The 14,248-nt window shown below is 59.0% G+C and carries 12 protein-coding genes, 1 rRNA gene and 1 pseudogene; 4 read left to right on the top strand and 10 right to left on the bottom strand.

Annotated features, from left to right (window positions below; translation table 11 throughout):
* Positions 1–184: 184 nt before the first annotated feature.
* From cobA to ACQ4WN_RS15210, 7 genes and pseudogenes are all read right to left on the bottom strand, one after another.
* On the bottom strand, positions 185–949 hold the full coding sequence (cobA, locus tag ACQ4WN_RS15240) for a uroporphyrinogen-III C-methyltransferase (RefSeq protein WP_436552302.1): 765 nt from the start codon (positions 947–949) through the stop codon (positions 185–187).
* 30 nt (positions 950–979) lie between these two features.
* A complete protein-coding gene (locus ACQ4WN_RS15235) occupies positions 980–2,296 on the bottom strand; it encodes a sulfate adenylyltransferase subunit 1 (RefSeq protein ID WP_436552301.1) in 1,317 nt (438 codons plus the stop codon).
* Positions 2,296–3,210, bottom strand: a pseudogene (cysD, locus tag ACQ4WN_RS15230) (sulfate adenylyltransferase subunit CysD); the annotation flags it as partial. The pseudogene cysD and the gene ACQ4WN_RS15235, both read right to left, overlap by 1 nt.
* 37 nt (positions 3,211–3,247) lie before the next feature.
* Positions 3,248–3,964, bottom strand: a complete 717-nt coding sequence (locus ACQ4WN_RS15225) for a phosphoadenylyl-sulfate reductase (protein ID WP_436552300.1) — start codon at positions 3,962–3,964, stop codon at positions 3,248–3,250.
* Between the two features lie 9 nt (positions 3,965–3,973).
* Positions 3,974–4,534, bottom strand: coding sequence for a DUF934 domain-containing protein (locus ACQ4WN_RS15220; RefSeq protein WP_436552299.1), 561 nt, complete (start codon positions 4,532–4,534; stop codon positions 3,974–3,976).
* Positions 4,527–6,215 (bottom strand): nitrite/sulfite reductase, encoded by a 1,689-nt coding sequence (locus tag ACQ4WN_RS15215; RefSeq protein ID WP_436552298.1) that lies wholly within the window; start codon positions 6,213–6,215, stop codon positions 4,527–4,529. Before ACQ4WN_RS15215 ends, ACQ4WN_RS15220 begins: the two co-directional genes overlap by 8 nt.
* Positions 6,216–6,284: 69 nt before the next feature.
* Positions 6,285–7,058, bottom strand: a complete 774-nt coding sequence (locus ACQ4WN_RS15210; protein WP_436552297.1) for a sulfite exporter TauE/SafE family protein — start codon at positions 7,056–7,058, stop codon at positions 6,285–6,287.
* 160 nt (positions 7,059–7,218) lie between these two features.
* Between ACQ4WN_RS15210 and ACQ4WN_RS15205 the strand changes: the two genes are divergently transcribed.
* From ACQ4WN_RS15205 to ACQ4WN_RS15195, 3 genes are all read left to right on the top strand, one after another.
* Entirely contained in the window at positions 7,219–8,160 is a 942-nt protein-coding gene (locus ACQ4WN_RS15205; RefSeq protein WP_034751505.1) for a CysB family HTH-type transcriptional regulator, read from the top strand.
* A gap of 61 nt (positions 8,161–8,221) precedes the next feature.
* Entirely contained in the window at positions 8,222–8,872 is a 651-nt protein-coding gene (locus tag ACQ4WN_RS15200) for a class I SAM-dependent methyltransferase (RefSeq protein ID WP_436552296.1), read from the top strand.
* Between the two features lie 194 nt (positions 8,873–9,066).
* On the top strand, positions 9,067–10,014 hold the full coding sequence (locus tag ACQ4WN_RS15195; RefSeq protein ID WP_436552295.1) for a porin: 948 nt from the start codon (positions 9,067–9,069) through the stop codon (positions 10,012–10,014).
* A 47-nt stretch (positions 10,015–10,061) separates the two neighbouring features.
* Here ACQ4WN_RS15195 and ACQ4WN_RS15190 read toward each other — a convergent pair whose 3' ends face one another.
* The 3 genes from ACQ4WN_RS15190 to ACQ4WN_RS15180 form a co-directional block, all read right to left on the bottom strand.
* Positions 10,062–11,252: a PAS domain-containing sensor histidine kinase gene (locus ACQ4WN_RS15190; RefSeq protein ID WP_436552294.1), complete on the bottom strand. Its 1,191-nt coding sequence runs from the start codon at positions 11,250–11,252 to the stop codon at positions 10,062–10,064.
* Positions 11,253–11,412: 160 nt separating this feature from the next.
* Positions 11,413–12,171 (bottom strand): LytR/AlgR family response regulator transcription factor, encoded by a 759-nt coding sequence (locus tag ACQ4WN_RS15185; protein ID WP_101480230.1) that lies wholly within the window; start codon positions 12,169–12,171, stop codon positions 11,413–11,415.
* Positions 12,172–12,234: 63 nt separating this feature from the next.
* Positions 12,235–13,527 carry a sensor histidine kinase gene (locus tag ACQ4WN_RS15180; protein WP_436552293.1) on the bottom strand — a complete coding sequence of 431 codons (1,293 nt, stop codon included), beginning with the start codon at positions 13,525–13,527 and terminating at the stop codon, positions 12,235–12,237.
* A 614-nt stretch (positions 13,528–14,141) separates the two neighbouring features.
* On the opposite strand from ACQ4WN_RS15180, the gene ACQ4WN_RS15175 reads away from it, so the two are divergent.
* Positions 14,142–14,248, top strand: a 16S ribosomal RNA gene (locus ACQ4WN_RS15175); the annotation flags it as partial.

Below are 14,248 nucleotides of genomic sequence, written 5' to 3'. Positions count from 1 at the left end.
GAGAATGCTACGCGTTTCCCGTCAGAGGGGTGGCGCGCACAGCAAGCGCTATGGCGGCGTGTAGCGGGAATTTAATTGCTATTACGCAATAACTTCCCGAGAAAAGATGCGTGGGCATCGTATCATGTTTCTTCTGAAGACGTCGGTTACTGACTTTAAAGTCGGTAAAATACGGTGTGTTTATTCAAGCATGGCGCGCCAGAGCGGTGGCCCCATCTTCGATTGCCTGCTGTGCGCGCGCGGCCATGGCGTCGCCCAGCATCACCAGTACTGGGCCGTGCGTGTCGCCCAGGCCATGCGCCAGCGCGCTCAGCGGCAGGCGCACGATGCGCTGGTCCGGGCGGCTGCAGTTTTCAATCACCACCACGGGCGTGTCGACGCGCCGGCCCTGGGCCAGCAGACGCTGTGCCGTGGCGATGGCTTCGCGTCCGCCCATATATTGCACCAAGGTATCGCAGTCGGAAATGCGCGTCTGGTCCGGTTCGCCCGGCGCCGTGCTGGAGGTAAAGAAGGCTACGCTGCGCGAGACGCCCCGTTTGGTCAGCGGTTGCTGTGTGACCGCCGCGGCAGCCAGCGCCGTGGTAATACCGGGCACCACTTCGACAGCGATGCCCGCTTCTTCCAGTGCCCGCAATTCCTCGTCGGCACGGCCGAATAGCATGGGGTCGCCCCCTTTCAGCCGCACCACGATGGCGTGCTTGCGCGCATTGTCGACCAATTGCTTGTTGATGAAAGCTTGCGCCGTCGACAACTGGCCGCAGCGCTTGCCGACAAGAATCTTTTGCGCCTGGGGGCACAGCTCCAGCATCTCTTCGGTGACCAGCGCGTCATGCAGCACGACGTCCGCCTGCGCCAGCAGGCGCGCGCCGCGCAAGGTCATCAGGTCTTGCGCACCGGGGCCGGCGCCGATCAGGTAGACCTTGCCAGCGAGAGATGTGGAGTTGTTCATGGTGTTTGCTTTCCTCAGTCGAGACGCGGGTTACAGCCGAACCATGCCCGCCGCGACGGTCTGGTGGGTCACTTCATCGATCAGGATAAACGCCCCCGTGGCGCGGATATCGGCATACGCGTCGGCTGCCAGCGCCTGCTGCACGTTCAGGCTGATGCGCGCGATATCGTTCAGCTTCAAGCCTTCGGCTGGATGGCGCTGCTGCGTATTGATATCGAGAATCGATTCAATCGCCGTCACTTTCGCCGCTGTCTGCTTGGTGCCGTGCTTGATCCAGTACTTGCGGCGCAGGTCCAGCGCGTCTTCCGACAGCCAGCATACGTCGGCCACTACCTGTTTCAGCAGGGTGGCAGGGCGCTCGCTGCTGGCCAGCAAGTCGCCGCGCGAGATATCCAGGTATTCATTGAGCAGCAAGGTCACGGACTGGCCCACCACGGCCGTTGGCAGCGAACCGTCCAGGGTGACGATATCTTTTACTGTTGCCGTCTGGCCTGACGGCTGCACCACCAGGGTGTCGCCGATGCTGACCTTGCCCGCTTCGATGCGGCCCATGTAGCCGCGGAAGTCGTTCGCTTCGTGGCCGTTGTGGCGCGCCACCAGCTGCACGGGGAAGCGGAATGGCGTGTCGTGCGATTCGTCGTAGACGGACAAGGATTCAAGCAGCTCAATCAGGGTCGGGCCCGTGTACCAGCCCAGCTTGTCGCCGCGCTCGACAACATTGTCGCCGGTCAATGCGGACAGGGGGATCGGCGTGATGTCCTTCAAGCCCAGCGACTGGGCGAATTCGCGGTAGGCGGCGACGATGCGGTTATATATCGTCTCATCGTAGTCGACCAGGTCCATCTTGTTGACGGCGACGACCACGTGCTCGATCTGCAGCAAGTGGGCAATCGTCGAATGGCGCTTGGTCTGGATCAACAGTTCCACGCTGCCATCGTCGCCGAGTTTGACTTTCGACACGTCGATCAGGATGATGACGGCATCGGCCGTCGAGGCGCCCGTGACCATGTTGCGCGTGTATTGCTCGTGGCCCGGCGTGTCGGCGATGATGAATTTGCGTTTCGGCGTGGCAAAGTAACGGTAGGCCACGTCGATGGTGATGCCTTGCTCGCGCTCCGCTTCCAGGCCGTCCGTCAGCAGGGACAGGTCGACCGTGTCGCCCACCGTGCGCTTGTGCTTGGAGCGCGACATGGCGTCGAGCTGGTCGGCGAAGATGCCCTTGCTGTCGAACAGCAAACGGCCGATCAGGGTGCTCTTGCCATCATCGACGGAACCGGCCGTGATAAAACGCAACATGCCGCGTTCGACACTGTCGGTGAGAGTGGTGCTGGAGATTGCTGCGTTCATTAGAAATACCCTGCTTTCTTGCGTTTTTCCATCGAGGCTTCGGAAGTCTGGTCATCCATGCGGGTGGCGCCCCGCTCCGTGATTTGCGTGATTGCCGTCTCGGCGATGATGGCATCGACCGTTGCCGCATCGGACGACACGGGGCAGGTGCACGAGATATCGCCCACCGTGCGGAAGCGCACGACTTGCGTTTCCACCGTTTCTCCATCGCGCGGCGGCGTCAAATCCGTCAGCGGCACCAGCAAACCATTGCGCGCGATCACCTGGCGCTCGTGCGCGAAGTAGATCGGCGGCAATTCCAGTTTTTCACGGGCGATGTATTGCCACACGTCCAGTTCGGTCCAGTTCGAGATGGGGAAGACGCGCATGTTTTCGCCTGGATGTACGCGGGTGTTATACAAGTCCCACAGCTCGGGACGCTGGGCTTTCGGGTCCCAGGCACCGAATTCGTCGCGGAACGAGAAGATGCGTTCCTTGGCGCGGGCCTTTTCTTCATCGCGGCGGGCGCCGCCGATGCAGGCGTCGAATGTATGTTCGGCGATGGTTTCCAGCAAGGTCACGGCTTGCGCCGCATTGCGCGAATCCGTGGCCGGGTTGCGCAGGCGCACCGTGCCGCGCTGGATCGAATCTTCGACGGAGCCTACGATCAGGCGCTCGCCCAGTTCGGCCACTTTCTTGTCACGGAAAGTGATGACTTCCGGGAAATTGTGGCCCGTGTCGATGTGCACGAGGGGAAAGGGGAACTTGCCTGGGCGGAAGGCTTTTTCGGCCAAACGCAGCAGGACGACGGAATCCTTGCCGCCGGAAAACAGCAGCGCAGGGTTGGCCGATTCGGCCGCCACTTCGCGCATGATGTGGATGGCTTCCGATTCAAGGCTGTCGAGGTGACGCTGGTTCAAAATATTGCTCATATGGAGTGCTTTCTTGTTCTGCTGAGTCTGTTGTGTCTGTTCAGGCTGCCACGGATTTGATGCGTATCAATTTGCCGTCCACCATGTGCAGGCCGCATTCCTTGGAATCCGGGTTTTCCCACCACCAGCGTCCGGCGCGCACATCTTCGCCCGGCTTGACTGCCCGCGTACACGGTTCGCAGCCGATCGACGGGTAGCCCTGGTCGTGCAGCGCGTTGTAGGGCACGTCGTTGGCACGGATATAGTCCCACACATCCTGCTCGGACCAGTCGGCCAGCGGATTGAATTTCGTCATCGCGTGTGCCGCGTCGTCTTCCTGCACGTGCAGTTCGGCGCGCGTGGTCGACTGGGCGCGGCGCTGGCCCGTGATCCAGGCCTTGTTGCCGGCCAGGGCGCGTCCCAGTGGCTCGACCTTGCGGATGCGGCAGCATTCGCGGCGCATCTCGACGCTGTTGTAAAACGCGTTCAGACCATTCTGTTCCACGTAGGCAGCCACCGCTTCCGGCTGTGGACGGTACAAAGTGATGTCGTGCTCGTAGCGGGCCTTGACCTTGTCGAGCACGGCCAGGGTTTCCTGGTGCAGCCGGCCTGTTTCCAGAGAAAAGATACCGATGGGTAGCTTCGCCTTGAGAATCATGTCGGTCAGCACCATGTCTTCGGCTGCCAGGCTGGATGCGAACACGGCCGGCGAAAAGTCTGCGGCGATGCGTGTCAGCGTTTGCTCGGTGGCGTTCATTAAAGAAGTCAGATCGCTCATGATTGGCCCTCAGATGCCAGCCGCGTTGTCGAGGTCAGGATTCTGGCCTTCGCGCTGGTGACGGCGGAACAGCGGCGATTTTTGATCCCACGACGCCTGGTAGGTTTCCGAAAACACAGACAAACCTTTCAGGGCGTCATGGATGCTGCGGTCCGGACGCGTCGCATAGGCATCGAAGCCGACACGGTGCATGGAAAACAGCTGGTCGCGCAGCACGTCGCCGATGGCACGCAGTTCACCCTGGAAACCCAGGCGGGCGCGCAGGTTGAAGGCGATGGAATAGCCGCGGCCATCCGTGAATTTCGGGAAATCCACGCCGATGAGGGGCAGTTGTGCCACGTCGGCGGCCAGTTCTTCCGGGCGCTCGTCGCTGGCCAGCCAGACGCCGATGTCGGGCAGGCGGGCGGCCAGGGTGTCGCGCTGGGCTTGCCACACGGTCAGGGGCACGATGACCTTGCCGGCAGGCACGACGACCGTTTCCGGCGTGTCGTTTTCATCGAGGCGCAGCAAGCCCCAGGTGTTCGGCACCACGGCGGCGTTCTTGATGATTTCTTCGCGTACTTCAAACATATTCGTCTTCTCCCACCAGGTTGCCGACCGTGATCGGCGTTGCATATACGTGTTCCTTGAACGGCGCCAGGCCCAGGCGCTGGGCCGTATCGACGAAGCGTTCGCCTTCATGGCGGTCGCGCACGTAGACGTGCAGCAGGCGGCCGATGACTTCAGGCATCTGCAGGGAAGAGAACGATGGTCCGATGATCTTGCCGATGGCGGCGTTGTTGCCCTGCGCGCCGCCGATCGACACTTGATACCATTCGCTGCCATCCTTGTCGACGCCAAGGATGCCGATGCTGCCGACGTGATGGTGGCCGCAGGCATTGATGCAGCCGGAAATATTCAGTTCAATCTCGCCGATGTCGTGCTGGAAGTCGATGCTGTCGAAGCGCTCCGCGATGGCGGCCGCGATTGGCAGCGACTTGGCGTTCGCCAGCGAGCAGAAGTCGCCACCCGGGCAGCAGATCATGTCGGTCAGCAAGCCGATGTTTGGCGTGGCCAGGCCGTGTGCCTTGGCTTCCTGCCACAGTTTGAACAGTTTCGATTGTTCGACGTCGGCCAGCACCAGGTTTTGCTCATGCGTGACACGCAGTTCGCCAAAGCTGTAGCGGTCGGAGAGATCCGCCACGAAGTCGATCTGCTCGGCCGTCGCGTCGCCGGGCGGCACGCCAGTCTTCTTCAGCGACAGCACCACGGCCACGTAGCCGGGGCGCTGGTGCGGCTTGACGTTGCGCGCCAGCCAGTTCACATACGCCTTGTTGTCCGCATGTTCGGCCTTGTAGTCGAGTTCTGGCAGGGGGAGGTAGGCGGGTGGATTGAAAAAGTTCGCCACGCGCTGCATTTCCTCGGCGCTCAATGTTTCCGGACCGTCTTTCAGGTCAACCCACTCGGCTTCCACCTGGCGCGTGAATTCTTCCACGCCGATGGCTTTCAACAAAATCTTGATGCGCGCCTTGTATTTGTTGTCGCGGCGACCGTGCAGGTTATACACGCGCATGATGGCCTGGATGTACGTCAGCAGGTGCTGCCATGGCAGGAAGTCGCGCACGACGCTGCCCAAAATCGGCGTGCGGCCCATGCCGCCGCCGGCCATCACCTTGAAGCCCACTTCGCCAGCCTCGTTGCGCACGGCCGTCAAGCCGATATCGTGCACGGCAATGGCGGCGCGGTCTTCCTCTGCGCCATTGATGGCGACCTTGAATTTACGCGGCAGGGCGATGAATTCCGGGTGGAAGGTGCTCCACTGGCGCAACACTTCCGCGTACGGGCGCGGATCGATGATTTCATCGGCGGCAACGCCGGCGTACGGGTCCGATGTTGTATTACGGATACAGTTGCCGGAAGTCTGGATCGCGTGCATTTCCACGGACGCCAGGTCCGTCAGGATATCGGGAGTCTGTTCCAGCTCGATCCAGTTGAACTGGATATTCTGGCGCGTGGTGAAGTGGCCATAGCCGCGGTCATACTTGCGCGCGATGTGCGCGAACATGCGCATCTGCTTCGACGACAGCAAGCCGTACGGCACGGCGATGCGCAGCATGTAGGCGTGGCGTTGCATGTACAGGCCGTTTTGCAGGCGCAGCGGAATGAATTCCTCTTCCGTCAGTTCATTGGCGATACGGCGCGCAACCTGGTCTCGGTACTGGGCGATGCGTTCTTTGATGATGAGGTGGTCGTACTGATCGTAATGGTACATATCAATTCCTAAAAAAGCCGGGGTACTGGAAGACTGCCTGGGATGATGTTCTTGATAATGCTCTTGTCTTTAATAGATTAGCTTCACTGCCACGCCGGTCAAGGTCATCGCCAGCAGCACTCTTAAAAACTTTTCCGGCACGGAGCGGGCCACCCAGGAGCCGAGCGTGATGCCGGGCAGGGAGCCGACCAGCAGCGAGGCCAGCAATTCCCAGTGGATGGAGCCGAGCCACCAGTGGCCCAGGGCGGCGATGGCCGTCAGGGGGACGGCGTAGGCGATATCGGTGCCTGCCACTTCGGCCGAGCTCATGCGTGGATACAGCATCACCAGCAGGGTTGCGCCGATGGCGCCGGCGCCGATCGACGAGACCGTCACCAGCACGCCCAGCACGGCGCCGGAAATAATAGTCGCGGCAGCAAGCTTGTTACCTTGCAATTGTTTTTCAGGGTGCGCGTTGATCCAGGCCAGCATGCGGCCCTTGAAGATCAGCGCCACGACTGTCAGCAGCACGGAGGCGGCGATCGAGTAACGGATGATTTTGCCGATTTCCGGCGACAGGGTGCCGAACGATTTGAGCGCCAGGGTCGACACGACGGCGGCAGGCAGGGCGCCGATGCACAGGCGCTTGACGATATCCCAGCGGATGGTGCCACGCAGGCGGTGCGTCAGAGTGCCGGCGCTCTTAGTGATCGAGGCGAACGCCAGATCGGTGCCCACCGCCACGGAGGGCGGTACGCCAAACAGCAGGGTCAACAGCGGCGTCATCAGCGAGCCGCCGCCCACGCCGGTCATTCCTACGAGTAATCCTACGGCAAATCCTGAGACTATATAAGACAAAGTCATGCTTGCACCCCCAAAGTACCCACAATAGTAATAAACTTAGTGTTTATTCCAAACTACTTAGTACGCATTTGCTTATATGCGATATGCGTATATGCATGAACGCAAAATCTTGGGTGGGGCGGAAACTCGGCAAATTACAGCAATCTAGGGCAAACCAGCAATGAATCTCCATCAACTGCGCTTCGTGCGCGAAGCGGTCCGGCAGAACTATAACCTGACGGACGCCGCCAAGGCCTTGTTTACGTCGCAACCGGGCGTATCGAAAGCCATCATCGAGCTGGAGGAAGAGCTGGGCGTGGATATTTTTACACGCCACGGCAAGCGCATCCGTGGCTTGACGGAGCCTGGCCGCCTGGTGCTGGAATCGGTCGAGCTGATCATGCAGGAAATCGACAGCATGAAGCGCATCGGCAAGGAGTTCGCGGCGCAGGACAGCGGCAGTTTTACCATTGCCACCACGCATACGCAGGCGCGCTACACCTTGCCCAAGGTCGTGCAAGCGTTCATGTTGAAGTTCCCCAAGGTACGCTTGTCTTTGCTGCAAGGCAACCCACGCCAGATCGCCGAGATGGTGCAGCGCGACCAGGCCGATCTCGCCATCGCGACGGAATCGATCGCCGCCATCGACGGCTTGATTACCTTGCCCTGCTATCAATGGGAGCACGTGGTGGTGGTGCCGGTCGACCATCCGCTGCTCAAATCGAAGTCCGTGACCCTGGAAGAAATCGCCGCTTTCCCCCTGATCACCTATGACAGCGCATTTGCCGGACGCAACAAGATCGACCACGCTTTCGTGCTGCGCGGCCTGAAACCGGACATCTTGCTGGAAGCCATCGATGCCGACGTCATCAAGACTTATGTCGAGTTGGGTATGGGAATTGGTATCATAGCGGGTATGGCCTTCGATGCCGAGCGCGACAAAGGCTTGCGCGCCATCCCTGTCGGCCATCTGTTCGGCATGAATGTGTCGCGTGTGGCCGTCAAGCAGGGCGCGTATTTGCGCAGCTATATTTATACCTTTATCGAGTTGCTGACGCCGACCTTGAACCGCAAGCTCATCGAGCAGGCGATGAGCGGTGATAAAGAGCACTACGAACTATAACAATGCATGAAGTCGGCCTGGCGATGTGCCTGGCCAAGATTATTTAAGAAGAGAAGAAACAATGATTACCGATCAGCTTGCCAAATATTACGCTACCATCGCGCAGCAGTACGAGCGCGTTTATGACAAGCCCGAACGCCAGGAAGACCTGGAAGTGTTACGCGACAAGGTCGCCGACGTGCTGGAAGGCCACACCGTGCTGGAACTGGCCTGTGGCACCGGCTACTGGACAGATGTGGTCGCCGAGTCGGCCGAGTCCGTGCTGGCCACCGATATCAACGATGAAATGTTGTCGCTGGCACAGGCACGCGGCTTGCCCGACAACGTTACCTTCGCCAAGCTTGATGCGTTCAATTTGCCCGATGACATGCTGGGCAAGTTCACGGCCGTGTTCGCCGGCTTCTGGTGGTCGCACGTCAAGCGCGAAGACCAGGATAAATACCTGAAGCAATTGCGCAGCAAGCTGGGCAAGGACATCCTGCTGGTGCTGATCGACAATTCCTATGTCGATGGCAGCAGCACCGTGATTGCGCGCACCGACCTGGAAGGCAATACCCACCAGTTCCGTACGACGGATGGGGGCGAGCGCTATGAAGTGCTGAAGAATTTCCCGTCGGATAGCCATCTGCGCAAGAAGTTTGCCCACTCGGCCCGCGAGATCCGCATGAAGCGCCTGGAATATTACTGGCTGCTGAGCTGCCGCCTGAAGTAAAGCCAGAACGGCAACATCCACCGCCTTTGGGCGGTTTTTTTTCGTCTGTTGTTTTTATGTGACACGCTATTGTGCTAAAAAGCAACATCTTGTCGATGTCATATTGTTGAAGTATTTCGTGGGCATGATTCGGTTCAGCAGCTAAGCAGCTCAGCAGCAGCTCAACTTGTCCAACCTAATGTAGAGAATCTCAAGTGAAAAAAATTACTCTGGCAGCATTGATCATCGGCACCTTCGCAGCAGCTACGGCGCAAGCACAATCGAATGTCACCGTGTATGGTCTGGTTGACCTCGGCATCGCCAAGACCACTGGCCAGCCGACCGTTGAACGCGAAAACAATGCGTCGCGCCTCGGTTTCAAGGGTACGGAAGATCTGGGTGGTGGCCTGTCCGCAATTTTCAATCTGGAAAGTGAATTCCTGGCCGACACCGGCGCGCAAAAAGGCGTGTTGTTCGACCGTCAAGCTTATGTGGGCTTGAAAGGCGCTTTCGGTACCGCCATCCTGGGCCGCACCAAGAATCTGGTCGATGGCACCATCGCCCGCGTCGACCCTTTCAACACCTATGGCGTGGTCGGCAAGAACAATGAAGCCCTGCTGCGTTCGGGCGTCGGCACGTCGCGCGTCAACAATGCCGTGACCTACAACAGCCCAAGCTTTGAAGGTTTCGTGGGCAGCCTGCAATACGTGTTGAGCGAAGTCAACAGCGCTGACGCTGGCGTGATCGGCCTGGCAACCTACGATAATGGCCCGATCAGCCTGCACGCCGGTTACGAAAAAGCCGTGCAAGCAACGCCAACGGCAGCCAAGGCTGACCTGTGGTCCATCGGTGGCGGCTATAAATTCGGCCCAGCCAAGATCACGGCAGCTTACTCGAAAGGCGACACCAAGGTGGCTACCACCGGCGAATACAAGTCCTACCTGATTGGTCTGAACTATACGGTTGGCGGCGGCGATGCCAAAGTGTCGTATGGTAAGCAAGAGCAAAGCAACAACAAAGTCAACGATCAGGACACCATCAAGGAATTCGGCATCGGCTACGACTACCACCTGTCGAAGCGCACCGACGTATACGCTTACGCTGGCCGCGAGCGCGTCAAGTCGCTGACTTCGTACCAAGTTGGTATCGCACACAAATTCTAAGCATCAGTTGATGTGATGGATGACAAGGGCGCCTGCGGGCGCCTTTTTTATTGCATCGTCGCCGTAGCCCCCTCTGCCTGCATGGGCAGCGAGATGTCAATGCGTGTGCCGCCCTGATTGCTATCGGCGCCGATATGGATGCTGCCGTTCAAGCCCCACACCCGTTCGCGCATGCCCAGCAGTCCCAGAGCCGTGGCTTTTTCCAGGTCGAGTTCGGCAATACCGCGGCCGTCATCCTGGACGGTGATCGCCAGCGAGGAATCGATGCGGTGCAGGGCGATGGTGATGTGGTTCGCCTCGGCATGGCGCGCGATATTCGTCAGCGCTTCTTGCACGATGCGGTAGATGGCCGTGCTGCGCGCGTCGTCGAGCACCAGGTCGGCCTCGTCGGCCAGCAAGTCAAAATGTACGGCGCGGCGCTGCAGGAAATCGTGGCGCAGCTTCTGTAGTGCAAAATACAATCCGCCTTCATCGAGCGCGCGCGGGCGCAGGTTGCTGGCGATGCGCCGCAGCGAGGTGATGGCCGTCACCAGCAAGGCGTCCATGCTGTGCAGCAGGGTCTGCAGGGGCGGGGTCGTGTCCGTTTGCTGGCGCACCAGGGTCAGGTCGACGCGCAGGGTGGCCAGCAACTGCCCCAGGTCGTCATGCAGTTCGCGCGCGATATGCTTGCGCTCTTCTTCGCGGATGGATTGCAGCGCACTCGACAATTCACGCAGCTGCGAAAAGGAGCGGGCCAGTTGTTCATGCATTTGTTGTCGCGCACTGATGTCGCGCACGATGACGGTAAATACGCTCTGGCCGTCCTCTTGCATGGCTGAGAGCGAGCCTTCGAGGGGGAACATGGCGCCATCGCTGCGCCGACCCGTCAAGGTGTAGTCGGTGGCGCGCCGGCCTGTCAGGCGTAGCCCTTGATTGATGTCGCTAAACGGCGGATCGCCATCGTGCTTGCTCATGCTGCACAAGGTACGCAAGTCGCGCAGGATGTAGTGGCCCAGGTGCCTGCCGCGCATGCCGGCTGGCGTGTCGTCGAACAATCTGGCTGCTGCCGCGTTCGCATGCAGGATGATTTGCCCGCTGTCGATGCTGATGATGGCGTCGCTGGCGCTGTCGATGATGGCCTGGCCACGCGCCTGCCGTTGCCGGCGGGCTTTCAGCGGAGGAAACAAGCACAACAATAGCGCCGCCGCCATGCACAACGGCAGGATGCGCAGCAGTGTGGAACTGCCTCGGTCGGGCATGGGATTCTCCTTGCGAACGTGAACGAATGCAGGGCAGGAATGGCGGACGGGACTTTATATAGCCTATGCCTGCTGGGGAGGCGCGGCTTGATATGGCGCAGGATGGGGAAAGAAGAGAGCTATACGCCGCGCCGGCCAGGGCCGGGCGGCGGCGGGAGACTTACATTTGCTTAAACAGGTGCAAGAAGCTGCGGCTCACTTCGAGCTTGTCGGATTTTCCTTTGATGAGCACCAGGTGGCGACCCCGGATATCGCGCGTCACGCCTTCGATGGCATTCACGTTGACCAGAGTGGCGCGGTGGATTTGCCAGAATAGTGATGGATCGAGCTCTTCGGCCAGATCGCGCACGGGCTTGCGGATCAGCGCCTCATACTTGGCTGTCTGCACGCAGGTGTATTTCTCGTCAGAACGGAAAAATAAAATCTCTTCTACAGGGATCATGCGCAAGTCCTGGCCGATGCTGGCCTGTATCCATTGCAGGTAAGTGGGCTTGGCCGTTATTTTTTCCGCCAGCTGCGACAGCATGGCCGTGACGCTGCTGTTGACGTCCAGGGCCGGCTTGTTCAAGTGGGTTTTCAGGCGCTCCACCGTCACCAGCAAGCGCTCATGCTCGGGCGGCTTGAGTACATAATCGACGGCGCCCCGCTCGAAGGCTTCCACGGCGTGGGTATCATAGGCCGTGACAAAGACGATATGGGTCTTGCTGCCTATCACTTGCGCCGCCTCCATGCCTGTCTTGCCCGGCATGCGGATATCGAGGAAAGCAAAGTCGGGTTTGAGTTGCTCCACCAGTTCGATCGCTTCGTCGCCATTCTTGGCTTCGCCGATGATTTCCAGTTCGGGCCAGGCCTGGCCCAGGCGCAGGCGCAGCTGGTCGCGCATCAGTCTTTCGTCGTCGGCAATAATAGCGGTAGGCATAGGTCTCAAGTGTGAACAGGCGAAGATTGATTATTCAATGATTTAGCGTTTTTATCAACAGTCTTATTTAGACAGCTGATATGGCACTTCGATCACGGCGCATACGCCGCTGGGCTGGTTGGGCGTGATGGTCAGGCTGCCCTGGTCGCCATGCAGCAGCTTCAGGCGTTCGCGGATGGTGGGCAAACCCAGTCCCGTGCCATCGCTGGGCACCACGCCAAAGCCCAGGCCGTCATCGGTGACGATAACGCGCAGCTTGCTGTGCGCCACTTCGGCCACGATGCGCAGGGTGCCGCCTTCCGGCTTGACTTCCAGGCCATGCTTGATGGCATTTTCCACCATTGATTGCAACATCATGGGCGGGAAGGCGGCACTGCGCAGGCCATCGGGAATCTGGAAATCGACGGTCAGGCGTTCTTCCATGCGCATTTTCAGCAGGTTCAGGTACGCTTGCACCATGTCCGCTTCACGGCCCAGGTTGGTAATCAGGGCGTTGTCGCGCATTTGCGGCAGCACGGCGCGTAGATATTGGATCAGGCTGCGCTGCATCTTGGCCGCGCGCGGTGGATCAACCTGGATCAAATGCTCGACGGAGGCCAGCGTGTTGAACAGGAAGTGCGGCTCGACTTGCGCTTGCATCATCTGCATCTTCGCTTCGCTGAGCTGGCGCTGCATGGATTCCCGTTCGGCTGCCTGGTTCGCCGTGACGGTTTGCGCTTCCGCACGTTTCTTGCCGCCAACCAAGGCTTTCATGGCGAACAGGGCCAGCACCAGCAAGGATACAAAGCTCTTGAACCAGGTCGAGGCTTGCTGGTGATAGCGTGACACTTTTTGTTCTGCCGCATCATCGACCGCTTCTTCTATGGCATTCGACAACTCTTCGCCGATCTGTGGCGGCAATTCGATATGGACTTCTTCGCCTGACGCATTGGTGGTCACCGGATAGCTGGGTTTGGCGGGGGCGGCCGGCGGTTCGGGCGGTGTTGGCGGCACCGTTTTTGCCTGCTCGTCCGCCTCGGCGGCATCGGTTGGATCACTGGCGGCATCGGCCGTGCTGCTACGCCGGTTCTTGCTGTTGCGAGGATTGAAATGGATGCCGGTATCATCGATCAGGATATTGGTCTCACCCGTGCCCTTGCTGCTGCGTTTATGCGACTTGATGACAACTTCTTCGTCCGGGCTGGACGAGAACAGCTCATCTTGCAAAATGGAGCCCGCGATCAGGGCCAGCGCCGCGAACAGGAAAAATTTCCACCAGGACAGTTGAGTAACCCAGGTCGTCGTTGCATCGAATGCCTGTTGTAACCAAGCGAGGATGGTTTTCAACAATTGGGGCAGGCTGGAAATCGGAAGCATTGGGGGCACTTTCAAGTACAAGAGTTAATCGACGCAGCGGGCAAGTTTAACCTCTTGTTGAGTAGCGTCAGAGTCTGATGTTGCCACTGTGCCTAAAGACCACGAACTACGCCAGTCGATTGCGACAGGCTGCACAAAAAGGTGCTTGAAGTGAAGGCAAGGCTTACTGGGCGGTGAGGGGAGCCTGCGGCATCAAATTAGCCCTTGCAGGGTTCGCGGGGCAGCGCTATAATTCGCCCCCTCGCTGAACGATGCATGCAAATGCTGAGTGAAGCGGGTAAAAAAGAAGGTTGACGAAATGCTGAAAACGCTTCATACTCTTCCTTCTTCGCAGCTGACAAACACAACGCTTTGTCAATAGCGCGAAAGCAGTACCGAATACCGTTCTTTAACAATTAACAGTCGATAAGTGTGGGCATTTGATGTAAGTGCAGCAGCGATCTTCGGATCGCTGTAAAACTTAAAATATCAAATGTTCACAAGAAATAATGAAATAGGATACTTCTTCGGAAGTAGCCTGTCAGTTTTTTGAGTGAGCGAATCTTTTGCAATGTAAAAGATTTGGATGGTAGTAATACTATCCGACCTGTCAGAAATGACATTAAACAGAGATTAAACTGAAGAGTTTGATCCTGGCTCAGATTGAACGCTGGCGGCATGCCTTACACATGCAAGTCGAACGGCAGCACGGAGCTTGCTCTGGTGGCGAGTGGCGAACGGG

Source organism: Janthinobacterium pasteuri, from assembly GCF_051380775.1.
Lineage (GTDB): Bacteria > Pseudomonadota > Gammaproteobacteria > Burkholderiales > Burkholderiaceae_D > Janthinobacterium.
This window is presented reverse-complemented; position numbering and strand designations above follow the sequence as displayed.

Coding starts and splice junctions, on each gene's coding strand:
- cobA (WP_436552302.1), bottom strand. CDS start 949: ATGAACAACTCCACATCTCTCGCTGGCAAGGTCTACCTGATCGGCGCC.
- ACQ4WN_RS15235 (WP_436552301.1), bottom strand. CDS start 2,296: ATGAACGCAGCAATCTCCAGCACCACTCTCACCGACAGTGTCGAACGC.
- ACQ4WN_RS15225 (WP_436552300.1), bottom strand. CDS start 3,964: ATGAGCGATCTGACTTCTTTAATGAACGCCACCGAGCAAACGCTGACA.
- ACQ4WN_RS15220 (WP_436552299.1), bottom strand. CDS start 4,534: ATGTTTGAAGTACGCGAAGAAATCATCAAGAACGCCGCCGTGGTGCCG.
- ACQ4WN_RS15215 (WP_436552298.1), bottom strand. CDS start 6,215: ATGTACCATTACGATCAGTACGACCACCTCATCATCAAAGAACGCATC.
- ACQ4WN_RS15210 (WP_436552297.1), bottom strand. CDS start 7,058: ATGACTTTGTCTTATATAGTCTCAGGATTTGCCGTAGGATTACTCGTA.
- ACQ4WN_RS15205 (WP_034751505.1), top strand. CDS start 7,219: ATGAATCTCCATCAACTGCGCTTCGTGCGCGAAGCGGTCCGGCAGAAC.
- ACQ4WN_RS15200 (WP_436552296.1), top strand. CDS start 8,222: ATGATTACCGATCAGCTTGCCAAATATTACGCTACCATCGCGCAGCAG.
- ACQ4WN_RS15190 (WP_436552294.1), bottom strand. CDS start 11,252: ATGCCCGACCGAGGCAGTTCCACACTGCTGCGCATCCTGCCGTTGTGC.
- ACQ4WN_RS15185 (WP_101480230.1), bottom strand. CDS start 12,171: ATGCCTACCGCTATTATTGCCGACGACGAAAGACTGATGCGCGACCAG.
- ACQ4WN_RS15180 (WP_436552293.1), bottom strand. CDS start 13,527: ATGCTTCCGATTTCCAGCCTGCCCCAATTGTTGAAAACCATCCTCGCT.